This is a genomic window from Streptomyces sp. NPDC088762, assembly GCF_044750905.1.
GTDB lineage: Bacteria > Actinomycetota > Actinomycetes > Streptomycetales > Streptomycetaceae > Streptomyces.
Genome location: NZ_JBIVKT010000006.1, coordinates 138,158 through 162,956, shown reverse-complemented (window position 1 = coordinate 162,956; position 24,799 = coordinate 138,158). Strand labels below are relative to the sequence as shown.

Below are 24,799 nucleotides of genomic sequence, written 5' to 3'. Positions count from 1 at the left end.
CTCATTTCTGTACCGATGTCCGCTTCTCGATGCCCGGGTAGTCGGGCATGCCGTTCCACTTGAATGTCGCCGACACGCCCTCGCCGCAGCCGCCCGCATGACGGTAGTCCCACTGTTGAAGGAGAAGCCGCCCTCGGCGTCGGCCCCGGTGCGGGGCTCCGGGGCCCGCGCGCCGACTGGCTGGGTCGCCTTTGGGGGTTGAAGTGGGACCCACCGCAGCATGCAGGGTCTGGGGCAATGAGGCAGAGTCCGCAGGCGCAGTCCAGGGCGTCCTCGAGGAGCAGGAGACGGTGCAGGCGGGCAGGGCGGGCTCCATATAGACGGCCCTGCCTCGCGGGTCGGCGCCCGGGTTTGCCCGGCAGCATGGTTCGGCAGCGAGTCGTCGTCTCGCCCATGTAATCCTCAGGAGCACAGGGTGTGCTCGGCAGTGCTGACCAAGGTCGCGGTGACTTGGTCGGATTGCAGCGCCCGGCCGGTGTAGAGCAGGTCGAAGCTGTCGAAGCTGGTCAGCAGCCACAGCACGTCGGCGGCCTGGGCGGTGGTGAGGCCGTCGCGGAGCACGCCTTGCTCGGCCAGTCGGCCGGCGAGGCCGGTCATGCCTTCGGCGCGTCCGCGTTCCAGGCGTTGGACCGCGCCGCCGACCGCTTCTGCGTCGAGTTGGGCCATCGAGAACAACGCGCGCAGCACGTCCCGGTGCGCCGCGTACATCAGCACGTTGCCGCGGATGCCGCCGCGCAGGCCCTCGCGGGCATCGGGGTGGAGCACCGCGCGCACCATGTCGGTGAATCCGCCGCGTTCGAGCAGGTCCATGCCGAGCGCGTCGAACAAACCCGCACGGGAGCCGAAGACGGTGTAGACGGTGGAGCGCGACACCTCCGCGAGCCTGGCGACCTTGTCAACACTGACCGGTTCGGCCGGCGCCTCACGCAGACGCTGGTAGACGGCATCGAGGATGCGGCGCCTTGTCTCCTCTGCGGCCCGGGCGCGCAGGCGCTGCTCGTACTTCCGAGTGGGGGGCATGGCTCAGCACCCTAGCATTCGCTTGACAGTCTGTCTTTTGAAAGACAGGCTGTCCGACGAAAATCGAGGTCTGCCGATGCACCACAGAAAAGGGGTCAGCATGCGCGTGATGATCCGGTACACGGTCAGGCCGGAACGCGTGGAGCAGAGCGTGGCGTTGCTGCGCGCGGTCTACGCGGACCTGGAACGGGCCCGTCCGCGCGGCCTGCGCTACGAGACTTTTCGGCTCGACGGCGGCGGCAGCTTTCTGGCCGTGATCGAGTCCGAGGGCGACCCGGTAGCGGCTCCGCACCACCGGCTCGCCTCATTCCAGCGCTACCGCGCCGCCCTGAGCGAGATCTGCACGGAGCCGCCCGCCGTGACCTACCTGGACCAAGTCGGCTCCTACCGATCCGACTGACAACGGCCACGGCAGCCACGAACACACCCCAACCAAGGAGATAGAGCGCATGATCCGGATTGCCGTCATCATCGGCAGCACCCGTCCCGGACGCCGGGCCGAGGCCGTGGCCCGGAGGGCCCCGCCGTCGCCGCCGGCCAGGCGGCCGTCGAGGTGGTCGACATACCCGCATACGAACGCCCCTGCTGGACGAGCCGGTGCCCGCGGCCTTCGGCCGCTGCGCCAACGCGCACACCCGCTCCGTCCCCGCCGCGCTGAAGAACGCGATCGACTTCCTCTACGCGGAATGGCACCACAAGGCCGCCGGGTTCGTCGGCTACGGCGTGCACGGCGGCATCCGCGCGGTGGAGCAGCTGCGGCAAGTGATGGCAGAGGTCAAGATCGCCGATGTACAGACCCAGGTGGCCCTGGCGATGTTCACCGACTTCACGTTCACCGACCCCACCGATCCCGCCGACCCGGGCACCTGCATACCGAGCACCCGCCAGGAATCGACCCTCGTCACCATGCTCGACGAGATCATCGTCTGGTCCCAGGCGCTCAACTCTGCACTCGTGGTGCGGTCCGGGAGAGAACGCGTTCGAGGGGAGGGCGATGTTGTCTGCGATGGCGACGCGGACGAGGCAGTGAGGGCTGCCGTACATGCGCCGGAACTCGCTCACCCTCGTCACTGCGGTTCCTCAACCAGCCCCTCGACTGACCCGCTTAGGCCACCGCGAGCCGCGCGCGCCGCCCGGCAGCTGCCCGACCGCGACCCGAGTCACGCGGGCGGCGCCCACGCGTCACGTGACGGCGGCCGCAGCCGTCTCCTGCCGGGCCGGTTCCGCGGCATCGATTCCACCCCACCACAAGACGGTGGGCCGATCGCCGTCGCACCCTTGAGGCCCTCACCTGGGCGTACCGCAGCAACTCGCCCTGGCGTGACCTGCCAGCAGGCTGGGTCCGTTTCAGACCGCGCACAAACGGCTGGTCAGGTCTCACCCGGGTTCAGCAGCAGGCTGAGAGGTGCAGGTCAAGGCACGGCTCACGTGCTTGGGCGGGCTGGAAGATAAAAAACAAGCTTAGAGGTCGTTTTCGATGTCGGTACTTGGGGCGCAGGTGCGGTCGGTGCGGCGGATGGCAGCAGCTTGTAGTCGGCCGTAGAAGACAGGCCATCCCGCAGGGCCAGGGCGGCGACTCGATCCGGGTCTCCGGCTCCCCGCCCCGCCGCTTCACCAGCTCTCCGGTGAGGTCCGCAGATCCGCCGGGCGCACGGTTCGGTCAGTCCAGCAGGCCGAGGGCGTTGTCGGGGTTGCAGTAGGGGCAGGCCTCGATGTCGTCGGCGAGCATGCGGCGGGCTTGGTCGCGGTCGATGGGCTTGCCCTTGCCCATGGTGCAGTCGCCGACGTGGATCCTCAGGGGCTTGGCGCCGGCCGCCGTGCGGATCGACTCGGCCTTCCAGTCCGGGGGCGGCGGCAATGGCCGGCGGGACTGCTCGGCGGCGAGCTCCGCCTCCAGGCCGCGGATCCTCTCCTCGACCTGCCGCTGCTGCCACTGGAGCCAGGCCCGCACGGCCCGCCACTGGTCCAGGCGCGCCTGGACCCCGCTCACCTCGACCGCGCCCCTGCGCCGGCCGCGGCGAACCTGTCACGGGCGTGTACCGCCCCGCGCTGCGCTGCCTCGGCTGCCTGACGCAGCTCGACCCGGCCTGCGGTGGACCATCCGGACGCTTCCCAGTAGGGGTGCGCGCTGATCCGGCACGACAGCCCGATCAGCTCCCGCCGAAGCTCCGCTTCCCCGTGCCCCGGCCGGTCGGCGAGGCGCCGGTAGGCGGCGGTCCACTGCTGCTGGAGCTTGATCAGGTCGGCGGGGAACGGGAAGGACTTCATCCACTTATTCAATCACGTGTTCGAATTATTGTGCGAGTCCCCGCTGGGGCGCGTGGCGTCGGGGGACTGTTGGTGGCGGGTCTGCGATCCGGCCGTGACTGATACCTACTCCCTGCCGACTTGATCCACGCACAGAAACGCTCCGATTCGTCCACCACATCCTGGAGTTCCCCGACTACGACGACGAGAACCCCTGGTCAGGGCTGCAGCCCTGAACCACACCGGAGGACCGACCACGCCGGCGGCCCCGTCTGCCCCACGCATGTCACCGCGTCCCGCGGGTATCCGCGCCTGCACAACAGTGGTCGTGGAGAATAGGAGCGCCCGTGCTGCCCTTCGAGGTGACCGAGAGCGGTGTACTGATCATCCATCTGCGTGCCGACCTGGACATCGCCGGGCGGGCCGCCGCCGCGTGGGAGATCGACGGCAGCCTCGCCGCACACCGGTCCGCGCCCGTTGTACTGGAACTGTCCGACGGTCCGGTGAGCGACGCGGCGGTCAGCACGGTCGTACGGGCCCACCGCATGTGTCGGTACGCGGACGTGCCGCTGGGCGTCGTCGCTGCCGACCCCGAAACCCGCCGGAGCCTGGCGGCCGCAGCCGTGGAGGGGGCACTGGACGTCCATGACGGCCGATCGCAGGCCGTCGCGGCACTCTCGACCCCGGTCGCCGTGGCGGCCTGACCCGCCGCTCCTCCTCCCACTCGATGTCCGTGGGGGCCACGGGCGTCGACGCGTCTACCGAGCCGGCTCCTTGCCGGGGCAGTGGTCGTGCCATCGGTACGGGTGCGCACCGGCGCCCGTCCCCCGCGTGCCGGTGGCGGGGCCGGTTCACTTGGCTCCGGAACCCTCTTCGGTCCGCTCGACCAGCCGCGTACGTACGCCGGAACCGTGGGCGGACACACGGTCGCCACGGCGGGTCAGGCGGTGCCACCAGTGGTGGCGGCGCGGGTGGACGGCGCGGCCCATCCGGCGGCCGAGGACGAGGTAGCCGAGAAGCGCACCGGCGACGTTCAGGAGGACGTCGTCCACGTCGAAGGCCCGTCCGGTGACCAGGGAGCCCTGAATGAGTTCCACCAGGGTCATCACCACCGCTGTCACCGCCGCCAGCCGCAGCACCCCGTGTGCTTGCGGGATGAGGACCGGGAGGAGCACCCCGAACGGCACGCCCAGCAGAACGTTGCCGCCGAGCTGTTTGACAGCTTCCCGAACGGACGCCCCGTCGAGGTAGAGGCTGATTGAGGCACCCGGGCGGGTATTGCTGTGCACCACGCCTGCCGAAGCCGCCGAGGGCTCCAGGGTCACGCGCGCCAGGAGCAGGCTGAACAGCACCGTCCCGACGAAGGCGGCCAGCATCGCAAGGGCTCGTACCACCGGACGAGCGGGAGACCGAACCGCGACTACGGTCTCCCGCGTCCGCTCCCCCCGCTGCGCCCGCTGCGCCCGCTTCGCGGCGAGATACTCGCGTACATCCATGTGAACGGCTCCCTCGGTGACGAGCTCTGACGGTGGATGCCCGTGTACCCACTGACGGCGCCGCCGTGCGGATGAGCATCAACTCGGCAAGGTTCGCGTGGGGCGCCACCCGCGCCCGCCAGCAGGTCCGCTTCGCCGACCTCACCGCCGACTCCCACGCCGACGATCTCCTCCAGCAGGCCGATGGCGGTACCGGCGTCTACGGCTTCAACGGCGGCGACTCCGACCCGGCTGGCTGGACCCAACTCGGGGCCTCCCTTGAACGTCCTGCCCGATGACCACGGAAAGGCGCCGAAGGCCGAGCTGTAGCCCGTGTGCTCGACGGCCGCGCTGCGCCCTGGGCGTTATGCCGTGGCGGCTACGCCGATGCCGACGGCGATGAAGAGCCAGCCGGTGGTGAGTTCCCAGCGGTGCCGGAAGGCCGGGCGGGCGAGGAGGCTGCGCAGGCGGGTGGCGAGGGCGACCAGGACGCACGCGACTATTACGTGACCAACCACCTTCCGCTGGTCAAGAATTGGCCCGGTCCGCTTGCATGGCGCTGCAGCTTCACCTACGAGGCCCCAGCGCTGGACTTCTCCGCAGCCGACCCAAAGGTGTCCTGGCCCGGATCGAGGCCGGCACCGACGACGAGACGCGGGCGACCGTCGCAGTGATGGGCGGCGACGACTGGAACCTGTCGGTGCGCGCCCTCGCCGCCCGCCGGCTCCTCGCGGACAAGTTCACCACCGTGGCCCTGACCTACGTCGGATCGGAGGTCACCGCGCCGGTGTACCGGCAGGGCACGATCGGCGCCGCCAAGGAGCACCTGGAGCAGACCGCCCACGACCTGACCAACTCGACCCCTGCTCAAGGAGAAGGACGGCCGCGCGTTCACCGTCGTGGCCGGCGCAGCCGTACCCATGCATCCAGTGCGATCCCCTCCATCACCCTCTACACCGCCTTCCTCCGCACCGTCCTCGGGGAGTACGGATTCCGTACCACGGCCGAGCAGGCCAGGACCTGTGGGACCAGCTGGAGGGCCACACCCGCTGGTTCTCGATGGGGCGGGCAGGATCCGGCTCGATGGCTGGGAACTCGACGATCAGGTCCAAGACCGCGTCCGCCAGCCGTGGGCGGCCCCTGAAATGGCCGTCGATGATCCATTTCAGGCCGCCGTTGGTTCTGATTGACCTCCCACCGCCGGCGCCGTAGTAACTCTGCCCCGTGAACGCCTTGATCGTGGGGTTGTAGTGGAGTTCCTGTCCTCCCGGAAGGTAGACGACGCTCTCGGCAGGACCACTGCGGATGAGCAATCCTCCCTCGGCGTCGTACAGGTAGTTCGTCAAAGGCCGCTTAGGACTGGCCCGGGCGGCAACGCACGCGAACCTGCCCCTGTTGGGGACACCGATGAGCCAGGCTGTGGACCGGCTCCTGGCTGCGCGGATCGGGCAGAACACGTTTAAGGCCCGCCCAGCCACCCGGGCGGGTGTGATGGTGTCTGGACGGCTACCAGGGCGAGACCGAGACCGTGTGCGAGATTGCCGCCGCTTTCGAGGACTCGTGGCGCGACCTGCACCGCACCAACCCCGAGACGGTGCCCGGCAGCCGCGACCTATGGGCGCCGGTCGCTTACGTACAGACGCCCGTGACGGCGAAACCGAAAAGTACCTGCAAGGCGATCCTCGACTCGCGTCGCTACGGATCGCACGGAGGAGCCGGCCCTGGGCCGCTCCCCTAGCCAGAAGCCCGGCTTGTCGATGCCGAGCCAGCTGATGTGCTGGCTGTACCCGTCGTCGATCACGCACTCGACTCTGGGTCTGATCCTTGAAGAGGCTCTCTAGGGTGCTGTGCGTGGCCGCGGCGCACGCGCTTCACCGCGCGCTTCACCGTCACCGCCGCCGGGAGACCCGCCAGGAGGAGGGCCAGCCCCACCGGGAGCACCCCCGCCCACGCCGTTGGCGAGACGTACGCGGTGCCGGACGTACCGTCCACCAGCCACGCACGGAGCGGTTGCGCATTGATGTCGCCCTCGACGGGGACGTCGAACGACGAGCCGCCGTCGTCCGGGGTGAAGGCGCCCGAGCAGGACGTCGACGTTCCTGCATTGGCCACGGTGTTGTCGTACGTCCGGCAGCTGGCGTCGGTCACGGTTCCGGGCTCGCCCCACAGTGCCGCCCGTAGCTCGCCGGTGAAGTTCGTCAACACGACGGAGGCCAGAATCAGCCCGACCAGACAGGCCAACGCCAGCCACGGCGCGGGTCCGACCTGCTCCGGTTGCCCGTCCAGAACGTCCCCACCCTCGCTCATCATCCCCCTCGGATCGCCGACGGACCTCCATGGTGACCGATCCGAAGCACCCTCGGAAGGCTTCCATGGCCTGCTCTGCCGGGCGGTCAGTCCCGTACGACGGTGAACAGCATTGGGGTACGGATGCCGATGTGGGCGGCGGAGTCGGCCACGGTCGCTGCGAGCCAGCCGACCGCGTCACAGGACCATTCCGCCAACTCACCGGAAAGTGTCATTCCATGCAGGGGCGGACCGTTCCAGAAGCGGTCGTCGAAGGGCGGCGCTACCGCTGGGATCAACGGGTCGAGGCCGCCGTCGATGCGGCCCTTCACCGACACCCGCGCCCGTGGGTCACACTCGCCGGACCAGTCCGGTGTCCGCATGGAGGGCACCAGCGCGTACGGCGGGCGGGCCGAGGCGTCGATGCCCTGCACCGGCATGAGGACCTGGACCGCGGTGAGGCGCACGGCGCCGATCCGCTCGGTCGTCTCCTGCGCGCAGCACAAGAACGGCTGCACGGGAAGCGGCCGGTCGTCGGCCAACGCGCTCGCCTCGACATAGAACCACGAGATCAGGTTCGGGCCCGGAGCGGCAAGGGGGTGGCTCCAACCCGCGTCGTTCATGGCCGTTAGCCCCGGCGCGACGTGCGTGCGCCCGCCGGAGGCGTTCCCTTCCTCAGCACCCGCCCTGTCGTCGAGCCAGCCCATCGCGAGCGATCGAAATAGGTGGTGTTCACGAGAACGGGAGTCAGCTGCCGCGCGCCTTCCCCGGGTGCATCCGTCACTGCCCGGACCGGTTGGTGAGGGCCTGCTGAGAGGCGGTCGGTGGTGTGAATAGTGCCTGGACGGTTTCGGCGGCCGTTTCGCGCATCCAGGTGTGGGCGCGGTCGTCGTCGTAGCGCTGGTGCCACAGCAGGTACAGCGGGACATCGGGCAACGGCAGTGGCAGCGGCAGCGTGACCAGGCCGAGTTGGTCCCGTGCCGTGCGGGTGACCGCGTCGGGAAGGGTGACCACCAGGTCAGTACCGAGGGCGAGTTGCAGCGCGAAGGCGGCGGTGGGTCCGGCGGCGATGACGCGTCGTTCGAGGCCGCACGTGGTCAGGGCGTCGTCGATCGGGTCGCGCAGGCTTCCGCGCCGCGAGACGGTGAGGTGTTCGGCGGCCGCGTAGCTCTCGAGGCTCATCGGGGCTTCGGTGAGGGGGTGGCCTGGGCGGACGGCGACGACCAGCCGGTCTCTGCCGACGAGGCGGTGGCGGATGTCCGGGAGCGTCGGTCGGCTGGAGCTTGATTCGAGGTCGATCTCACCCCGGCGCAGCTCGGCGTCGTCCGTCCCGGGTTCGGAGGACAGGCGCAGCCGGACACCGGGGGCCTGGCGGTGGACGGCCGTAGTCAGGGCGGTGCCGCAGGCGGCGGTCAGGGCGTCGTGCCAGCGCACGGTGAACACCCGGTCCAGAGCCGTCAGGTCGAGTTCCTGCTGCGCGGAAAGAAGTTGGTGGGCCTGTTGCACGATGGCGTGGACCTCGGCGCGCATGGCCAGCGCGCGGGTGGTGGGGACCATGCTGCGGCCGGTGCGGACCAAGATCTGATCACCGGTGGCCTTGCGGATGCGCCCCAGGGTGCGGCTCATCGCCGGTGAGGTGACGTGGAGGCGTGCTGCGGCGCCGGCGACACTGCCCTCTTCCAGCAGGGCGTCCAGGGCCGTGAGCAGATTCAAGTCCAGTTGCATGACAGTAACTCTACAAGTGACAGACATGCACTTGTTGTTAATGATCGGGCGGCCTACCTTCGAAGTGCGGGGGCGAGACAACCGCCCCGATCACACCGATCAGACCGATCCGAACCCGGTCCGACCGACCCCAAGGAGCCCACCATGAGCACAGCCACGCCTTTCGCCGCCGGTACGAGGCTCCTCGCCGACGTGACCGCCGCAGTAAAGACCGCCGGCGCCACGCTGCGCGACCGTCACACCCCGCACGCCCGGGGCGTGAGCCTCGACGAGGTCGTCGGCGAGATACACGCCAACGACGACGCGGTGCTGGACGTACTGCAGCAACCGCTGCTGGCGGCCCGGCCCGGGTCTCAGTGGGCCGAGGACGAGCTGGCCGGCGGCGCGCTCCCGGCCGGGGAGTGGTGGGTCGTCGACCCCGCCGAGGGCAACATCAACCACGTACACGGCATGGACGACTGGGCCGTCACCGCCACCCTGGTCCGCGACAACCAGCCGGTACTCACCGTCGTCCACCTGCCGCTGACCGGCGACACCTACACCGCGGTTGCCGGCGGCGGCGCCCACCTCAACGACCGTCCCCTGACGGTGTCCGCCAAGACCGACCTGGACGCCGCGCTCATCGGCACCGGTCAGGCCAAGCCCGGCGAGGACGAGCGCACCTTCCGGCGGATCGGCGACTCCGTCACCGCGATGCTCGTCAACGGCCTGGTCGTACGGGTGTCCGTTCCCGCCACGATGCAGCTCATCCACGTCGCCGCCGGACGCATGGACGCGTTCTGGCAGTTCTCCGACGTCCGCTCCGGCCTGGTCGCCGGTGCCCTGCTGGTCTCCGAGGCCGGAGGCACCGTCACCGACCTGGCCGGCGAACCCTGGAACACCGCCAGCCGCGACTTCCTGGCCTCCGCCCCCGGCATCCACGCCGCTGCCCTCAAGGTCCTCTCGCCGATCGCCTGAGCAGACGTACGTACGTGCGTACCCGCCCACCCCTCCCACTCGATACCGCAAGGAGCATCACCGCATGACCCACATCGGCATCCTGGGCGCCGGCCGCGTCGGCGCCAACCTCGCCGGCAAGCTCTCCGCAGCCGGACACCACGTCACCCTCGGCGGCCGCAACCACGCGGACCCCGCCGCCCGCACCTCCGCGCCCGCCGCCCCGCGGATCGCCTTCGCCGACCAGCGCACCACCGCCCGTACCGCGGACATCGTGATCAACGCGACACCCGGCGACAGCTCCCTGGACCGCCTCACCGACCTGCGCACCGAGCTCGCCGGCAAGATCCTCGTCGACGTCTCTAACGCCACCCGTGACGACGGTGACGGCCTGCCCGGCGACCTGTGCTATCCCGGCAGCAGCCTGGCCGAGAAGCTCCAGGCAGCGCTCCCCGACACCCACGTGGTCAAGACCCTCAACACCATGCTCTTCATGGTCATGACCGCCCCCAACACCCTCGCCACCCCACCGACCGCCTACGTCTCGGGCGATGACGAACACGCGAAGAAGACCGTCACCGGCCTGCTCGGCGACCTCGGCTGGCAGCCCGAACGGATCGAAGACCTCGGCGGCATCACCACGGCCCGCGCCACCGAGGCCATGATCCTGGTCGTGCCCCACATCCTGCGCCGACACGGCTTCAAGCCCTTCGCCGTCTCCCTCACCCGCTGACCCCACCAAGACCGGGTTCAGACCAAAACCAGGTAGCGGGCTCGTGCGAGGCAGCTGGGCGCTGGCACGGACAACGCCCGCTGGGCTGCAAGTGACGCCCGAACTCGGTTCTGGCACAGATCTTGGGGAGCGGTCGCGGTGCGTTACCTCGATGTTCGATTGCGAGGGACTGGCTCATGTGAGACCGCGTACGCCCTGTCCTCCGACAGCCGGAAGTGACGCTCCCTCGGGTGCCTGCCGGTCGATGCTCTGGTCGGCTGTGGACGGTGATGGTGCTGGTCATGCAGACCGAAGCACCGTTCTGGGACTCTCTGGTGTTCGACGGGATCGCCGATGTGGATGTCGAGGCGGTTACGGCTGCGTTCGGCACGGTCGAGGTGGTGGCGAGAGGCCGCGCGGCCGGGGCGCCATGTCCGGACTGCGGCTGTTTCTCGGATCGAGTCCACGACCGTTACCAGCGCAGGCTGAAGGACCTTCCGCTCGCTGAGCAGGGCTTTGGGATCCGGCTGACGGTCCGGCGCTTCATCTGCGAGTCGGCGGACTGCCCCCGCCGGACGTTCGCCGAGCCGTTCTCCCGGCTGGCCGCCCCGCACGCACGGTTCACTACGCGGCTCAACCACGCCCTGGAGCGAGTGGGGCTCGCCCTGGCCGGGCGGGCCGGCGCCCGGCCGGCTGCCCAGCTCGGCTTAGGCGCGGGACGAATGACCTTGTTACGCAGGGTCATGGCATTGCCCGATCCACGGTTCAGCACGCCGCGTGTACTCGGCGTGGACGATTTCGCGATCCGCCGCGGCCAGACCTACTCCACCGTCTTGACCAGCGTCGAAGACCATCGCGTGGTCGATGTGCTCCCGACCCGTGAAGCCGGGCCGCTGGCCGCCTGGCTGATCCGCCACCCTGGCGTGGAGATCATCTGTCGGGACCGGGCCGGCGCCTACGCCGAGGGTGCCCGCCGCGGTGCCCCCGACGCTTTGCAGGTCGCCGACCGGTTCCATCTGTGGCAGGGCCTCGGCCGGGCCGTGGAGACCTGCGTCGCCGCCCACCGCGACTGCCTGCGCAATCCTTCGCCCAGCGGCATGCTGCCCGGCGCCACCCGCCTGGCGTCCGGTCGGCCGCAGAAGGACGCTGAGCCCGTCGGCCGGCGGGCCGAGCGGAAGAAGGCAGCGCATGCCCTGATCCACGAGCTCCTCGCTCAAGGTCACTCGCGCCGGGCGATCGCCCGGCACCTGGGCTGGGGTCTCAACACCGTGCTCCGTTACGCGAACGCCGCACACTGGCAGGACACCTTCCGCGAGAACCGGCCCCGGTCCAGCAGACTGGACCCCTACAAGCACTACCTGGAACGACGCTTCGCCGAGGGATGCACCGGCGTCACTCGACTGCATGGCGAGCTGGTTGCCGAGCACGCCCCGGTCACCTCCGGCATGGTCCGCGCACACATTGCGACCTTGCGCGGGGTTCCCTCCGCGGCGCCGCCCCGGCCGCCGACGGTGCGGCAGGTGACCGGCTGGCTCACCCGTCACCCTACGACCCTGACCGAAGAAGACCGGGCCGGCCTGAAGGAGGTCCTGGCCCGCTGCCCCGAACTGGACAAGGCGGCCGGCCACGTCCGTGACTTCGGCGAGATACTCACCGACCGCCTCGGCTCCACACTCCCCACCGGGATCGACGCAGTCGACGCCAGCCAGCTACCCGGCCTCACAGGCTTCGCACTCCACTTGCCCCGAGACCTCGACGCCGTGACAGCCGGGCTCACTCTCGACTGGAGCTCCGGCAGCATCGAGGGAGCCGTGAACCGCATCAAGAAGATCAAGAGGCAACTCTACGGTCGCGCCGGATTCGAACTGCTCCGCAAGATGATCCAGCTTCAGTAGCTTCCTCGGCCACTGCCCAGGATCTGCGTCAGAACCCTTGACGGCACTGGGCTATTCGCCGGGAGAAGCATCGGGGTGCTCCTCGTGAAGGGCCCCAGGTCAGCCGGTCACCGTGCTGCGAGCCGTGGCCATCCATGGCGCTACCTACTCCGAATGACCGCACCCAACGAGGTGGCAGGGAATGGTGACCGGGCGTGGCCGCTGCCCTCCAACTTGTTTACCGGGCATTCTTCTGGGCTCAAGGAGGCTTGCATGACCGAACATCCCAACATCGCTGTGTTCAGACGCGCCATGGACGCCTTCTCGACGGGCGACATGGACGCTCTGGCGGAGGTGTTTCACCCCGACGTGCGGTGGCACATCTCCGGCCAATCCCCGCTCGCGGGCGACTTCCAGGGCCGTGACGCCACCTTCGCCGCATTCGAGCTCGACTTCCGGCTGTCGGGCGGCACTTACCGCCCGCAACTCCACGATGTGCTCGCCAATGACGCGCACACCGTCGCCCTGCTGCACGCCACGGCGTCCCGCGACGGTAGGGAGCTCGATATGAACTACGCCATCGTGTTCCACATCAGCGACGGAAGGATCACCGAGGGCTGGGAGCTGTGGGCTGACCAGAGGGCGTTCGACGCCTTCTGGTCGTAGCGTCCCGTTCTGTGGTGTGAACCACCCTCACCCAGTGGGCCCCGACACGTATCCATACCGCGCTGGCGCGGGTGGGCGGGGGTGTCCTCCGCGACGACACTCAGTGCTGTCAAAAGTCTACGGTCAAGCGGCAAGGCGTACGCGGGCTCACGTGAACCACCCCCTCACAATCGAACACCGGGGTGACACTCCGCGACGACTCCCCAAGATCTGTGCCAGAACCCCGAAATCATCGACATTGATCATGCTTGCTACACGTTCCCGTGTGCAGAGCCACCCGTGTGGGGGGTGAAGGACGAAGAAGCCTGAGCGTCAGGGCTAGCCTTAGGAGACCCTGGGCAAGCCCTTCACGAAGGGCTTGCCCAGGCTCCACTCACGGGCCGCCCCATCCTGGGCGCAGGACGTAGGCGTAGATCCGAATGGGAGTCGCTTGTCGACGACTTCGGGAGTCGCCTCGCCCCAGCGCTCTTCCATCGCGGCCATGAAGGCCCGGACGGTGTCCTCGTCCCCGCCGATGATGTCCAGGACCACCAGGCTGGGCTCCGCGATGTGCTGCTCGTCGATCGGCTTCATGAGCTCTGCGACAGTGCTGGAACCGGACCGGTTCGCCGCCGGCCCCGGGTCCACCGCACGAGGGACCTGGCTCAACCCGCGGGCGTCGCACAGTTGGCAAGCTCTGTCGGGGTGCGGCCCCCGTCGCAGCCCTGGTGGCCAGGGCCGCGCCCCGTACGTCCGAACGTACTCAGGGGCCGAGGTCACCGGTGTGGCTTTTCGCTGGCGGCCGTGATCTGCTGCCTCACCCGTTCGCGCGCGGCCAGGTGCCAGTGGGGAGCGACGGGAACAGGCTGGGCGCATGTCCGCGAAGCTGATCGTTTATCCGCCCGACGAGCAGGGCTGGCGTCGGGTGCGCTACGACGGCGTCGCCATCGGGGTCGCGCACAGGCCGGCCGACATCCGGGTCTTCCTCGCGGCCGCCGGGCTGGAGAACGCCGAGGACGTGGACTTCACCGACCTCGACTTCGTGGAGTGGCGCGGCGTCGGCCCTGAAGGTTGGGAGCCCTCCCGCTGAGTCTCGCGAGAGGTTGCACCGGGGGGCGGCTGGAGGGTTGTCTGCACGGTTGCACTGGGCGGGGGACGGCAGGTGTGACCGGGGGTGGGATCCCCCGAATCTAGTGATCTTGCATTCGTGCAGGTCAGATGCCATGGGCAAGCCCCCTTCGGAAAACGACACCTCTAATTCGTTAGTAATTAGAGGTTCTGGATCTCTGAGGGGCCTGGGGCGGCCTTGTCCAGCCGAGGGCAGGACGTGTGTGGTCCGGTCGGTGCCGTGGTGACCCCTACGACACCTCCGACCGTGCGAGGTCTTTACAAAGACTGGTGGCGCTGGGCGCCGGCCGGTCCTCGCACGTTCTGCCCCCACGGGCCCCTCGGGTTCGGGATCCTCGATGGATGAGCTGCCGCATGGTGACGCGTTCTTCCTCACGAGCCTTGAGCTCTGGACACGGCGTGCGCCCGTGCGGCCTTGCGGTGCCGCGCACGGCTGATGAGGTGGCGGACCTTGGAGTCCTGGAATTAGTGCGCCGTGCGGCCCCGTGTGCTCGCGTTCGAGAACAGCACCGGCGAAGGGGCGGGATCCATGGACGTGTTCTGCGGGGTCGACTGGGCGGAGGGACACCACGACGTAGCGCATATCGACGGCACCGGCAAGCTGCTGGCCAAGTGCCGCATCGGCGACGACCTGGACGGCTACCGCTTGCTGCTGGACCTCCTGGCCGAGCACGGGGACACCGCCGAGGCGCCGATCCCGGTGGCGATCGAGACCAGCCGCGGCCTGCTGGTCGCCACGCTGAGGCAGGGGCCTCGGCAGATCTTCGCGGTCAACCCGATGGCGGCTTCCCGCTACCGCGACCGCCACGGCGTCAGCCGCAAGAAGTCCGACCCCGGCGACGCGCTCGTGCTCGCCAACATCATCCGCACGGACATGCCGATGCACCGGCCGCTGGCCGCCGACACCGATTTGGCCCAGGCCGTGGCCGTCCTGGCCCGAGCTCAGCAGGACGAGGTCTGGAGCCGGCAACAGCTCTGCAACCAGCTCCGTTCCCTGCTGCGGGAGTACTTCCCGGCGTTCCTGGAGGCGTTCAAGGACAAGCAGGGTGGTCTGGCCCGCCCGGACGCCCGCCGGGTCCTGGCGGTGGCACCGACGCCCGCGCTGGCTGCCAAGCTGCCGCTCTGGCGCCTGACGGCCATGATGAAACGGGCCGGCCGCCGCAGGAACATCGAGGCCGATGCCGAGCGACTGCAGCAGCTCTTCCGCCGCGAAGCCCCGCACCACGTCCCGCTGGTCGAAGACGCGATGGGCAAGCAGGCCGCGGCCTTGCTGCTGCCGCTGGACGCCGCCTGCGAAGCAGTCGCCGATCTCGGCGAAGCCACGGAGGAAGCCTTCCGAGCCCATCCCGACGCCACGATCATGCTGAGCTTCCCCGGCATCGGCCCCCAGATCGGCGCACGGATCCTCGCTGAGATCGGCGACGACCGCACCCGGTTCGCCACCGCCGGAGGGCTCAAGGCATACGCGGGCGCTGCCCCCATCACCCGCGCTTCTGGCAAGCGCCACTACGTCGGACGCCGGTTCGTCAAGAACAACCGGCTCAACCACGTCGGCCACCTCTGGGCCTTCGCCTCCCTCAGCGGCTCGGCCGGCGCCGACGCCCACTACCGGCGACGACGGACCGGCGGGGACTGGCACATGCAGGCACTACGGCACCTGTTCAACCGGATGCTCGGCCAACTCCATCACTGCCTCTGGCAGGGGTTCCGTTCGATGAAGCGATCGCCTTCCCTGCAGAGCCCCAGCCAGCAGGAACAGCCACTGCGTAAAGCAGAACGGGGCAGCTTGTCCACGGGCGGCAGGGGAGACGATCATTCGGCCATGAGACCCGAAGTGCAGGCTTTCGTTGCTGATGGACCGCTTCCCGACTGGGACGCGAGCGAGGAAGAGATCGACCGGCGTGAACGCCAGCTGAAGACGATCTCCCGTCCTGTCACGTCCGAAGAGGCGACTGCCCTGGCCACCTGCTTCGGTCCCGACGACTGCTACGGCGCCGCCTGGACGCTCGTTCACCTGATCGAGACGGCTCCCAACCCGGTACCACAGTGGGAAGATCCGGGTCCGGAAGCTGGCGACTGGGCCGAGGTTCTACGGAGGCGGTGGGGCGGCGGCTTGACGGCTTAACTACATGAGGTGTCTTTGTCCGTGATAGCCGGAAGGAAGAGGTCTGGTTCGGGTTCGGGGTCGGCGGGGCCGCAGGGGGTACATGTACCGGCATGGCTCGTGGACGGATCCGGTGGCCGCTTGTCGTGGATCGCGCTCGGGAGATCGCGGACGGGTACGCGCCGCTGAAGTTCACGCTGCGGCAGGTGATGTACCGTCTCGCCGCCGAGGGCGTGCTGCCGCACACGCCGCCGATGTACGGGCGGCTGTCCGCCCAGCTGGCCCGGGCCCGCCGCGGTGGCCGTTTCCCCGACCTGATCGACACCGTCCGCGAAGTCCACGTCCCACCGCACGGTGACGCGTTTGTCGCCGAGATGCCCGCCTGGTTCCGTCTGGACCGCACTGCCGGCAAGACGCGGGCTTTGTACGTCGCAGGGAAGTGCGGGGGAGCCGAGCGGGTGCCTGGCGCCTCTCGCGGGACGCAGGAGCCCCGCGCCCGTGTGCCGCTGGCCTGTCAGTCGGGTCGTGCAGACTGGGTGGTGACTGCTGGACCGGGGGTGCGGGGTGGGGGCCATGGGCGGCAACGGCACAGACAACGGTAGTGACGATGGGGTGGCGGACGGCCGGCGGGAGGGTGCTTGGCCGGCGGGCGGCCCCCGTGAGGCGGCTTTGCTCCGTACCCTGCTGGGGTCCTTCCAACGAGGTGCGGTCGCGATCTCTCCGGACGGGCGGCACGGCCTGTGCGGAGGGGGAAACGAGCCGGTACGGCTGTGGGAGCTCGCCACCGGGACGCTCCTGCGGACCCTCGGGGCTCGTGGCGCGGGGCGGAGCGGAGTCGCCGTCCCAGGGAACTGGGTGCTGGCGTGTGGCGGCGGTGGGAAGTTCATGCGGGCTACGGTCAACGGCGCGGTGGCCTGGCTCGACACCCGCAAGCCACCTGGCCGGCAGACCCGGTTGGCGGGCCCGTACCCCGGCAGCCAGGGCGCGACGGGCGGCCGGGGAACGGTCGCTTTCAGCGGTACCGGCCGCTTCGCTCTGGCCGTCTGCCGAGACTTCGCCCTGCGGATATGGGACCTTGCGGACGGAACATGCACACGGACGCTCACCGGCCACACGGTCTTGCCGACCACGGTGTGGCTCAGCCCGGACGCGCGCCGGGCAGTGTCGGCCGACCTCGACGGGGAGATCCGGATCTGGGATGTGGACGGTGGTGAGGGCGCCGTGTTCCCGAACCCGGGCTCGTGGTTTGTCTCCTCCGTGAGCCTGAGCCCCGACGGCCGCCTCGTACTTGCGGTCGGGGACCACCGGGGTTCCGCCTCCAAGAACCGTACGCTCTGGGGCCGCAGACGCCAGGACCGGACGCTCTGGCTCCTGGACGCCGCCACCGGTGACGTCGTACGCACCTTCGAGGACGTACGGGGCCGGCGCACCCGACCGCCAGGGCATCCCGACGACCGGTCCGACGAGGTGTTGACGGCCCGGTTCACTTCCGATGGCCGCTTCGTCGTCTCGGGCGAGGACGACGGCCGGATACGCATCTGGGACACGGCGACCGGACGCTGCGTGCGGACGCTGGAAGGCCACACCGAGGATGTCTACGGCATTGCCCTCACCCCCGACGACCGCTTCCTCCTCTCAGGCAGCACCGACGGCACCCTGTGCCTGTGGGAACTCCACCGGTAGCCGACACCATCCACCGAAATCCGGAGCCCAGCCACGGACGTCCCGGCCGCCGAGGAACTCCGTGAGCTGAGGGACGGAGATGACTGTCATTAAGCCGATGCTCCCCGGGGCCGGTGATGAGCAAGCCACTCGAAGCGGTGACGCGGCACCGGCGACTGCAACGCACCCGATCGGACGTGCAACACCGGCTCTGCAACGCGTGAGCACGTTGCACATCTGACCTGGGAGAACACCGGCCAAAGGCCGGTCTGATGTCCGCGTTGCAGCTCCGTGTTGCACCGCCGTCCGGGTGCCAAGAGGCACGACGAAGGCCCCGGGGGTCACGACGCCCAAGGCCTCCACTTCGCTGACCTCCCCGCTCGACGACGAGCCGGGCAACCTGTCACGCCCAGTCCACCCCCAACGGCCTGTCCGCCTCGGCGACCGGCCTCGCCATGACGGCCGGCATCGTCACCGGCCTGCTGTGCATGCCCGCCGTCGGGTGCTGGCTGGACCGCGGCGCCCGCAGCACGGTGGTCGCAGCGTCGCTGCTGGTACGGGTGCTGGGGGTGGCCGTTCTGTTGGGGGCCCCGGCGGGTCATGTCTGGCCGTTCGCCATGGCAGCCCTTCTCCTCGGGATCGGCAACCAGGCCTGGCCGGCCGCCCATGCAGCCCTCGTCGCCACCATCGCTCAGGGACGGGAGCGGGATACCGCCTTCGCGGCGGGACGAGCCCTGCGCAACGCGGGACTCGGGGTCGGGGCGCTCCTCGCCATGGCCTGTCTGGCTGGCGGGACCTCGGCCCTCCAGGCGCTGGCGGGCGTCACGGGAGCGGCGTACCTGGTGGCCGCCGTCCTGGCGTGGTCGGTCCGCGTACGGGCGGGCAATCCGGGGGAAGCCGCGGACCGGTCCCCCGCGGGGGCGGGGCAGAAGGAGCCCGCGCCCCGTATGCGCGCCCTGCTGGCCGCCAACGTGGTGTACGTCTTCTGCCTCAACGTCCCTGAAATCGCGCTTCCGTTGGTCCTGCTGACACAACTGCACGCCTCACCGGTGTGGTCGGCGGCCATCTTCGTGGCCAACACGGTGCTGGTGGTCGCGCTCCAGGTCCCGCTGACCGTCCTGATGGCCCGCTTCGCCCGGCGCACCGCGTTGACCGTCGCCGGGGTCGTCCTCGCCGTCTCGTACGTCGGTTTCCTCGTCGTGACGTCCCTCGGTGACGGGGGCGGGCGCGGCTGGGCCGCCGTCGGAGTCGCGGCCGTCTCCGTCGTCTGCACCCTCGGCGAAATCGTCTACACCGGCAGCGCCACCGCCCTGGTGGCGGCGCTCGCCCCGTCCCGGGCCCTGGGGCGCGCCCTCGCCCGCTTCGAACTCTCCTCCGGCTTCGGCCTGGCCGTCTCCCCGGCCGCCATCACCGCCCTCGCCCCGCACGGCCCGACCGTCCTCTGGGGCACCCTGGCCGCGGCGACCCTCCTGTCCGCCTCGGCCGTGGCGACCGAAGCGGATTCCGCGGCGCCGGGCAGATGACGGCGCCGGCCGGCTCGCGGCCGTACCCTGCCGCGCGGCGGCCGTCGGGGCCCACGCGGTCCAGGGCCGGCGATCACGCGCGTCCCCCGAGTGCCCGGCCCTCGGCCTCTCACCGTTGAGTGCGGGCAGGCGCTGCCGGGGCAGCCGGAAGGCTGAAGCCGTCGAAGAGGTTGTCCATGGCACGTCGCGCGGCGCGGGCCGGGGTGGCGCGGACGGCGAAGTCGCGGGCGGCGATCGCGACGGGGTGGGTCAGGGCGGCGACACGGCCTGCACGACGTGCGCGGATGCTGATGGCGTCGGTGCGCGCGTGGCGGGCTTGGCTGTACGCCGCCAAGGCGGCCGGTATGTCGTCCCCGTCCAGCAGGTACGCGAGCACGACGGCGTCCTCGAGCCTTCACCCCCCTCACCACGACGCCCGCCCGCCCGGGGGCAAGCATGAAGCCCTGTTCCGCCGGGCGGTCACCGCCCTCCTGGCCCAGCCCGGCGCCGGAGCGGCGGCCGGGGTTCCGCCGCCCGGCCGACCCCGACCATCCATGGACGGGTGCGACGGTCTCCTCGGTCTGGGGCACCCGCGACTTACGGTCGAGGGTTCATCCTCAGCTGGACAAGGAAGCCCGCGACAACTTCCGCCGGGCCCGCACGTCAGTCTGTCACCGCGCCAATGCCAGCTGACGCTCCGCCTTCTCAAGCCACGTCAGATACCAGCGTGCGAACGTCATCGGAGCACCCTGGTCATCCAGGAGCGGCTTCAGGTCCTCGTCATCCACTCTGTTGTCGGACCACACTCGCCCACGCTCCGGACCGCTGATGATCAGCCACTCGCGGGCCGCACACCCCAGCGTTGAGATCACGACCGCGCCGACAGTTCGGTCCTCCGACCACATCACGGGCTCCCAGCGCTCTTCCCATGCCTCAATGGCGTCATCAAAGTCCTCGATGTCCTCGAAGTCCTCCTCTTCAGGCCGCTCGGACAGCAGCAACTGGACAGCTTCCGGATCGGCACCCTCGCGCGGAAACGGCTCGGCCAGACGGGACAGATCGGCCATATCGGCTCCATCTCCCTCCCACCGCCAGAGCCCCTGAACGAGTCGTACCGGATACACCCCATACGAGGGCCCGGCGCCTCCGGCGCCCACCCGGAGGAGGGTCTTCAAGGAAGAACTTGTGCCCGATCGCGTCAAAAACACGGTCACCGGCCGGCGCGGCATTGAGTGACATCACCCGCCCCCGCACCCCCACCCATATCGAGGCAGGCGTCCATGGAGCGAGCCTATGCAGTACGCCGAGGCGGGGCCGAGCAGGGTGGGCGACGAGGAGAGACAGGTCAACCTTCGGCTGCCAGATGTCAGAAGGCGCGGACGCCGCGGTCGTCGGGCGGGGTCACCGGTAGAGCTGGGCTCAGGGTGACAGCCAAGCGATCCGCGCCGACGCCCCCGCCTTCCTCCGCCACTTTCGGACCGCCACTGACACGAGCAGCCATCCGGGTGCCGCTCACATCGATCCGAAGCCGCTGCCCGATGGTGCCAGCGGCTCGAACGTGCCTTCTCCGGCGCGGTGGTGGGCCTGGTGCGCCCGTTCATGGAGCGGGCGGGCCCTGGTGGCCGAGCCGGAAGGCCCCGAGCCCGTCCGAGTGTCGGACGCAGGGATGTCAGTGAGGCGCGGGGGTTGAACGTGGCGATGCAGGTACGGGCCGTCGATCACGGCGCTGACCGGTCACCTGCTCAAAGCCGTGGCCCGGCAGCTGCGGCAGGTGAGGCCGCTCGACTGACCGTAACGGTGAATCGGCTCCGCGCAGAGCATGCACGGTCCGATTTCCCACGCGGGACAGCCAAGTTCCCGCGCGATGACTGCACGCTCGCGGGTGGACAGACGGCGCATCTGGACCGGACGGCTGGGGGCCCGGTAGGGGCGAGCGGGGGCGATGTCGAAGGTGTGGAGCCCCGAGGCTGAGGTCATGTCCCGCCGGGGCCGTGGGTCACTGAAGTACTGGCGGTCCCGGTTGCCGTAGTGGCAGGAGCTGTCGAGTTCCTCTTCGGCGTAGGTGACCGGCTCGTCATCTGCCTCTGCCGGCAGGTTTTCCGGCTCGCCTTCACCGTCGCCGGTGAGGTCGCGCCACCGCTCCACGTCTTTGGCAAGCGCCCAGAGGTAGGAGGCGCGCCGGGGGTCTTCGACGTTGCGGACCCGCACGGCCACGTGTTCTCCGTCTGCACTGGTCACGACGAGTTCATCCAGAGCGGTAGCGCGTTCCTGCGGGATGCACAGGACGGGCAGGAACCAGCCACTGTGGAACTTGCCGCAGTGGGAACCCGTTTCAGGACAGGACCGCTCGCTGCTCGCGGTGCACTTCCAGATCTGAAGGTGCCGCACACCACCACGGACGATCATCGCCAGGGGCGAGACGATGCGCTGCCAGGGCACGTCGTCGACCCTGGTCCAGGGTGCGCGATCGATGATCTCCGAAGACGCGTCGCCGGTCACCCACAGGGGCGCTATGCCGTTCTCCCGGGCTCGCCCCGAGCGTCGCCGTACTCGGCTGGCACTGATCGGGGAGTACTGTGCCTCCCATCCCACCCGGCCTCCGGCACCTGACACCAAGACGTCGGTGACGATCCTGCCGTCCGACGACCGGGCCTCCACCTGGACGTCAAGTCCGTGACGGGAGGCGGAGCGGGCTATGCGCTCCTTCATGGCCTTGTGCTTGTCACTTTCCTCGGGTGTCGCGGCGTGCGTCAGCGGAAGGTGCGCGGCCACCCACACGACACGGCCTGCACGGCGCTGCCGACGTACGAACATCCATGGCGTCTTGTCGGCCAACGCGCACTGGCACTCCCCGCCCTGCTGGTCGGTCAAGCACTGCAGAAGAGCGCGGTCCCGCTCCCCGACGGGCTGGGTGATTTCCTCCAGCAGTCCGGGGCGGTCCGGGTGGCCCAAGTCCTCGAAGGTCAGATTGATCGTGATGCCGTACTTGGTGTGGTACACCCCGTTCGCCATGGAAAAGACGATAAGCACTCACGCGAAGTGCGGGAAGGGTGCCCGCAGTCCGAGGACGCTGCAGTCCTGATGGTCGGCGTCACGCAGTGGAGCCCACTGTTCTGGCGGAAAGGCCAAGGGCGTCTCTTCCTGAAGCTTCGGGCCGTGGCCACGCTGATCGGCCGGAAGTTCCACTGCCGCTGACCACACCACGCCCCTAGACTGCGACCGCTCCAAGACCTGGGGATCTTCGGGAGGGTGTGTGAGATGAACCGAGCACTGATCAGCGCATTCGCGGCGGTGGCGTTAGTCGTGTCCGGGGGGAGTGTCGCCACCGCTTCCGACGGAGCTCCGCCGCGCACCACCCACGGCCCTTGCCAGTACACCCAGACCCCGGACGAGCCGCCGGCGCGCCCTGTTCCGCTGCCGCCCGACCCGCGGCGCACCCCCAGTCGTGGCACGGTTGATGTGGCTGTTCCGACCAGCCAGGGCCCGCTCCCGCTGCACTTGGACCGGGCCAAGGCACCGTGCACGGTCCAGAGTTTCCTGCACCTGGCACGGCACGGGTTCTACGACCGTACGGTGTGCCACCGTCTGACGGCGTACCCGACACTGAAGGTCCTGCAGTGCGGCGACCCGACCGGTACCGGTGAGGGCGGACCCGGGTACAAGTACAAGGACGAGCTCCCGGTGGACCTGCCACCGGCACCAACCGATCCGACCGGCGCGCGCCGTCTCTACGGCCGCGGACTGCTGGCGATGGCCAACGCCGGCCCGGACACGAACGGTTCCCAGTTCTTCGTTGTCTACGGCGACTCCGCGCTGCGACCGAACTACACGGTGTTCGGCACGGTCGACTCCGACGGCCTGTCGACCCTCGACACAGTCGCCGCCCGAGGCATCGAGCCGACGGCGGAGAACCCGGCACCGGTCGACGGCACCCCCGTGCTGCGGACCGAGCTGCTCCGCGTCCGGCCGTCCTGCCGGCATTGACTGTTGCAGAGGGGGAGGGCAATTCGGCATCAATGGCTAAGTGAGCTGTGGTGTTGAAAGGGTGAGCTCAGAACGGGGTGTGCCGGGTCGGGGTGGATGTGCACTGGGCATCGCCATCCGAGCCGGCGCCGCCGCTGGCCAGGCACTCCTGCCACCGTCGCGGTCCCCATCGGGGCCCGGGGCGAGAGCGGTCCGCAGGACGGGCTGGAGCCGGATGCCGACCTTCGTGTCCCCTGCGGCGAGGGAAGGCCGTCAGCGGTGACCCAGCACGTTGACCACCCGTCCGCTGGGGTCACGGACGAAGAACCGCCGCACTCCCCACTCCTCGTCCTGCAAGGGGTGAATGATCTCCGCCCCGCTTGCCTGCATGACTGCATAAGCCGCATCCACGTCGTCCACCTCGACACTCATGTCGGGGGCGACGGGCGCGGTCTTGTCGTTCGTCATGACGCTGATCTGCGCTGCCGGGCTGGACGGGGACGCGAGCGTCATGATCCAACCATGGTTCATGACCTCTTCGAAGCCCAGCAGACCATAGAACTCTCGGCTCTCCTGCGCGGCCTCCGACTGGATGTTGGGCACGACACGGCGAACGGTCATCGACGACTCCAAACGAGATTCAAGTGTCTCCGTCCCTCCCAGGAGTACTACGCCCCGGCCGCCACCGCACGCACTTTCGACACGCGCCCTCGTCCAGGACGAAGCCGTCGCCATGGGCGCATCGGCACGACCGCGTCTCTCCCCGCCGATCGCCGGGCCCCTGTCCCCGTTACGGCTTCCGCGCGGAGGTCCAGCCCTGGCGACGGAGGTTCTCGAAGCCGTCCAGAAGGAGGTCCAGGGCGAATTCGAACTCGAACTGGTCGTCGCAGCCGCCGCCGACCGTGGAGCCCCCGTCATGTGCGGCCGTCGCGGCCAGCTCCGCGATGTGGGGGTAGCGCGCCGCCAGCGTGGGGTCCGGCGGGCCGGAGGGGCCCGACGTGTCGAACAGCTCCTGGCTGAAGCCGAGTAGGCGACTGCCCATCGCGTGCATGACGTGGTGCGTGAGGTCGGCGGAGAGGCCGCCGTCCCGGAAGCTCCCGGCCATCGAGTCCAGGTACGCCAGCACGGCCGGGGTGGGGCCGGTTCGCGACTCGATGACCCGCGCCGCCCAGGGGTGGCGCAGCAGGACCCGCCGGGCCGAGAGGATCCGTCCACGGACCACGCGCTTCCAGTCAGCGTCCACCGCCGGCGGGTCGATCTCCCTGACGACGGCGTCGGCCATGCCGTCAAGCAGCTCGTCCTTGTTGGCCACGTGCTTGTAGAGGGCCATCGGTACGACACCCAACTCCTGCGCGAGCCTGCGCATGCTGAGCGCTTCGATGCCGGTGGCATCGGCGAGCGCGACGGCGGCGCGCAGGACGCGGTCCCTGCTCAGGGGGATCCGTTGCGCGTGCGTGGCTTCCTGCCGGGTCATTCCGGTTCGGTTCCTTCCCTCATCGACCGCTTTCCCTCCTTGACGA

The 24,799-nt window shown here is 69.6% G+C and carries 26 protein-coding genes and 5 pseudogenes; 17 read left to right on the top strand and 14 right to left on the bottom strand.

Translation table 11 applies throughout. The features are described 5' to 3' along the window. Window positions 1-402: 402 nt before the first annotated feature. Window positions 403-1,020, bottom strand: coding sequence for a TetR/AcrR family transcriptional regulator (locus ACIP5M_RS16925; RefSeq protein ID WP_401197567.1), 618 nt, complete (start codon window positions 1,018-1,020; stop codon window positions 403-405). Between the two features lie 100 nt (window positions 1,021-1,120). Between ACIP5M_RS16925 and ACIP5M_RS16920 the strand changes: the two genes are divergently transcribed. The 3 genes and pseudogenes from ACIP5M_RS16920 to ACIP5M_RS16910 form a co-directional block, all read left to right on the top strand. Then, window positions 1,121-1,420 carry a hypothetical protein gene (locus tag ACIP5M_RS16920; RefSeq protein WP_401197565.1) on the top strand — a complete coding sequence of 100 codons (300 nt, stop codon included), beginning with the start codon at window positions 1,121-1,123 and terminating at the stop codon, window positions 1,418-1,420. A 197-nt stretch (window positions 1,421-1,617) separates the two neighbouring features. After that, a pseudogene (locus ACIP5M_RS16915) lies at window positions 1,618-1,782 on the top strand (NADPH-dependent FMN reductase); the annotation flags it as partial. Window positions 1,783-2,225: 443 nt separating this feature from the next. Further along, window positions 2,226-2,395, top strand: a pseudogene (locus tag ACIP5M_RS16910) (transposase); the annotation flags it as partial. A gap of 285 nt (window positions 2,396-2,680) precedes the next feature. On the opposite strand, the gene ACIP5M_RS16905 reads toward ACIP5M_RS16910, so the two are convergent. Then, window positions 2,681-3,010, bottom strand: a complete 330-nt coding sequence (locus tag ACIP5M_RS16905) for a DUF6233 domain-containing protein (protein ID WP_362595131.1) — start codon at window positions 3,008-3,010, stop codon at window positions 2,681-2,683. Further along, window positions 3,007-3,288, bottom strand: coding sequence for a hypothetical protein (locus ACIP5M_RS16900; RefSeq protein WP_401197561.1), 282 nt, complete (start codon window positions 3,286-3,288; stop codon window positions 3,007-3,009). The genes ACIP5M_RS16905 and ACIP5M_RS16900 overlap by 4 nt, the downstream gene beginning before the upstream one ends. 326 nt (window positions 3,289-3,614) lie before the next feature. Here ACIP5M_RS16900 and ACIP5M_RS16895 point away from each other — a divergent pair, with 326 nt between their 5' ends. Continuing rightward, window positions 3,615-3,971 (top strand): STAS domain-containing protein, encoded by a 357-nt coding sequence (locus ACIP5M_RS16895; RefSeq protein WP_401197559.1) that lies wholly within the window; start codon window positions 3,615-3,617, stop codon window positions 3,969-3,971. Window positions 3,972-4,118: 147 nt separating this feature from the next. Here ACIP5M_RS16895 and ACIP5M_RS16890 read toward each other — a convergent pair whose 3' ends face one another. Next, on the bottom strand, window positions 4,119-4,763 hold the full coding sequence (locus ACIP5M_RS16890; protein ID WP_401197556.1) for a VanZ family protein: 645 nt from the start codon (window positions 4,761-4,763) through the stop codon (window positions 4,119-4,121). A gap of 71 nt (window positions 4,764-4,834) precedes the next feature. Between ACIP5M_RS16890 and ACIP5M_RS16885 the strand changes: the two genes are divergently transcribed. Continuing rightward, complete coding sequence (locus ACIP5M_RS16885) at window positions 4,835-5,041, top strand: hypothetical protein (RefSeq protein WP_401197553.1); 207 nt, start codon at window positions 4,835-4,837, stop codon at window positions 5,039-5,041. Between the two features lie 66 nt (window positions 5,042-5,107). Here ACIP5M_RS16885 and ACIP5M_RS16880 read toward each other — a convergent pair whose 3' ends face one another. Next, window positions 5,108-5,260 (bottom strand): hypothetical protein, encoded by a 153-nt coding sequence (locus ACIP5M_RS16880; protein WP_401197551.1) that lies wholly within the window; start codon window positions 5,258-5,260, stop codon window positions 5,108-5,110. A gap of 35 nt (window positions 5,261-5,295) precedes the next feature. On the opposite strand from ACIP5M_RS16880, the pseudogene ACIP5M_RS16875 reads away from it, so the two are divergent. Together ACIP5M_RS16875 and ACIP5M_RS16870 are read left to right on the top strand one after the other, a co-directional pair. After that, a pseudogene (locus ACIP5M_RS16875) lies at window positions 5,296-5,730 on the top strand (hypothetical protein); the annotation flags it as partial. Continuing rightward, on the top strand, window positions 5,663-5,932 hold the full coding sequence (locus ACIP5M_RS16870; RefSeq protein ID WP_401198008.1) for a hypothetical protein: 270 nt from the start codon (window positions 5,663-5,665) through the stop codon (window positions 5,930-5,932). The pseudogene ACIP5M_RS16875 and the gene ACIP5M_RS16870, both read left to right, overlap by 68 nt. 607 nt (window positions 5,933-6,539) lie before the next feature. Here ACIP5M_RS16870 and ACIP5M_RS16865 read toward each other — a convergent pair. The 3 genes from ACIP5M_RS16865 to ACIP5M_RS16855 form a co-directional block, all read right to left on the bottom strand. Further along, a complete protein-coding gene (locus ACIP5M_RS16865) occupies window positions 6,540-7,052 on the bottom strand; it encodes a hypothetical protein (RefSeq protein WP_401197549.1) in 513 nt (170 codons plus the stop codon). A gap of 83 nt (window positions 7,053-7,135) precedes the next feature. Next, on the bottom strand, window positions 7,136-7,735 hold the full coding sequence (locus ACIP5M_RS16860; RefSeq protein ID WP_401197546.1) for a hypothetical protein: 600 nt from the start codon (window positions 7,733-7,735) through the stop codon (window positions 7,136-7,138). A 73-nt stretch (window positions 7,736-7,808) separates the two neighbouring features. After that, window positions 7,809-8,753 (bottom strand): LysR family transcriptional regulator, encoded by a 945-nt coding sequence (locus ACIP5M_RS16855; protein ID WP_401197545.1) that lies wholly within the window; start codon window positions 8,751-8,753, stop codon window positions 7,809-7,811. Between the two features lie 144 nt (window positions 8,754-8,897). On the opposite strand from ACIP5M_RS16855, the gene ACIP5M_RS16850 reads away from it, so the two are divergent. The 4 genes from ACIP5M_RS16850 (at window position 8,898) to ACIP5M_RS16835 (ending at window position 12,941) form a co-directional block, all read left to right on the top strand. Continuing rightward, a complete protein-coding gene (locus tag ACIP5M_RS16850; RefSeq protein ID WP_401197543.1) occupies window positions 8,898-9,710 on the top strand; it encodes an inositol monophosphatase family protein in 813 nt (270 codons plus the stop codon). Window positions 9,711-9,774: 64 nt separating this feature from the next. Continuing rightward, the gene (locus ACIP5M_RS16845; protein ID WP_401197541.1) at window positions 9,775-10,422 is read left to right on the top strand and encodes an NADPH-dependent F420 reductase; all 648 of its coding nucleotides are present in this window, start codon (window positions 9,775-9,777) and stop codon (window positions 10,420-10,422) included. Window positions 10,423-10,703: 281 nt separating this feature from the next. Continuing rightward, window positions 10,704-12,296, top strand: a complete 1,593-nt coding sequence (locus tag ACIP5M_RS16840; RefSeq protein ID WP_401197540.1) for an ISL3 family transposase — start codon at window positions 10,704-10,706, stop codon at window positions 12,294-12,296. Between the two features lie 252 nt (window positions 12,297-12,548). Next, entirely contained in the window at window positions 12,549-12,941 is a 393-nt protein-coding gene (locus ACIP5M_RS16835; protein WP_401197537.1) for a nuclear transport factor 2 family protein, read from the top strand. Window positions 12,942-13,265: 324 nt separating this feature from the next. Here the strand turns inward: ACIP5M_RS16835 and ACIP5M_RS16830 are convergent, their stop codons facing one another. After that, window positions 13,266-13,514, bottom strand: a complete 249-nt coding sequence (locus ACIP5M_RS16830; protein WP_401197534.1) for a DUF6207 family protein — start codon at window positions 13,512-13,514, stop codon at window positions 13,266-13,268. A 280-nt stretch (window positions 13,515-13,794) separates the two neighbouring features. Here ACIP5M_RS16830 and ACIP5M_RS16825 point away from each other — a divergent pair, with 280 nt between their 5' ends. The 5 genes and pseudogenes from ACIP5M_RS16825 to ACIP5M_RS16805 all read left to right on the top strand — a co-directional run. Next, a complete protein-coding gene (locus ACIP5M_RS16825) occupies window positions 13,795-14,010 on the top strand; it encodes a hypothetical protein (RefSeq protein WP_401197531.1) in 216 nt (71 codons plus the stop codon). Between the two features lie 567 nt (window positions 14,011-14,577). Then, a pseudogene (locus tag ACIP5M_RS16820) lies at window positions 14,578-15,818 on the top strand (IS110 family transposase). Window positions 15,819-15,870: 52 nt separating this feature from the next. After that, window positions 15,871-16,173 (top strand): hypothetical protein, encoded by a 303-nt coding sequence (locus tag ACIP5M_RS16815; protein WP_401197528.1) that lies wholly within the window; start codon window positions 15,871-15,873, stop codon window positions 16,171-16,173. A gap of 864 nt (window positions 16,174-17,037) precedes the next feature. Beyond that, window positions 17,038-17,835, top strand: coding sequence for a WD40 repeat domain-containing protein (locus ACIP5M_RS16810; protein WP_401197525.1), 798 nt, complete (start codon window positions 17,038-17,040; stop codon window positions 17,833-17,835). Between the two features lie 407 nt (window positions 17,836-18,242). Beyond that, window positions 18,243-19,337, top strand: a pseudogene (locus tag ACIP5M_RS16805) (MFS transporter); the annotation flags it as partial. Between the two features lie 109 nt (window positions 19,338-19,446). On the opposite strand, the gene ACIP5M_RS16800 reads toward ACIP5M_RS16805, so the two are convergent. The 3 genes from ACIP5M_RS16800 to ACIP5M_RS16790 all read right to left on the bottom strand — a co-directional run bounded on the left by ACIP5M_RS16800 (window position 19,447) and on the right by ACIP5M_RS16790 (window position 22,328). Then, entirely contained in the window at window positions 19,447-19,713 is a 267-nt protein-coding gene (locus ACIP5M_RS16800) for a hypothetical protein (protein ID WP_401197523.1), read from the bottom strand. 274 nt (window positions 19,714-19,987) lie between these two features. Then, on the bottom strand, window positions 19,988-20,383 hold the full coding sequence (locus ACIP5M_RS16795; protein ID WP_401197520.1) for a hypothetical protein: 396 nt from the start codon (window positions 20,381-20,383) through the stop codon (window positions 19,988-19,990). A 667-nt stretch (window positions 20,384-21,050) separates the two neighbouring features. After that, entirely contained in the window at window positions 21,051-22,328 is a 1,278-nt protein-coding gene (locus ACIP5M_RS16790) for a hypothetical protein (protein WP_401197518.1), read from the bottom strand. A gap of 447 nt (window positions 22,329-22,775) precedes the next feature. Between ACIP5M_RS16790 and ACIP5M_RS16785 the strand changes: the two genes are divergently transcribed. Then, a complete protein-coding gene (locus ACIP5M_RS16785) occupies window positions 22,776-23,300 on the top strand; it encodes a peptidylprolyl isomerase (RefSeq protein WP_401197515.1) in 525 nt (174 codons plus the stop codon). Between the two features lie 252 nt (window positions 23,301-23,552). Here the strand turns inward: ACIP5M_RS16785 and ACIP5M_RS16780 are convergent, their stop codons facing one another. Both ACIP5M_RS16780 and ACIP5M_RS16775 read right to left on the bottom strand, forming a co-directional pair. Next, window positions 23,553-23,900: a VOC family protein gene (locus ACIP5M_RS16780; RefSeq protein ID WP_401197512.1), complete on the bottom strand. Its 348-nt coding sequence runs from the start codon at window positions 23,898-23,900 to the stop codon at window positions 23,553-23,555. 169 nt (window positions 23,901-24,069) lie between these two features. After that, the gene (locus ACIP5M_RS16775; RefSeq protein ID WP_401197510.1) at window positions 24,070-24,753 is read right to left on the bottom strand and encodes a TetR/AcrR family transcriptional regulator C-terminal domain-containing protein; all 684 of its coding nucleotides are present in this window, start codon (window positions 24,751-24,753) and stop codon (window positions 24,070-24,072) included. Window positions 24,754-24,799: the final 46 nt, after the last annotated feature.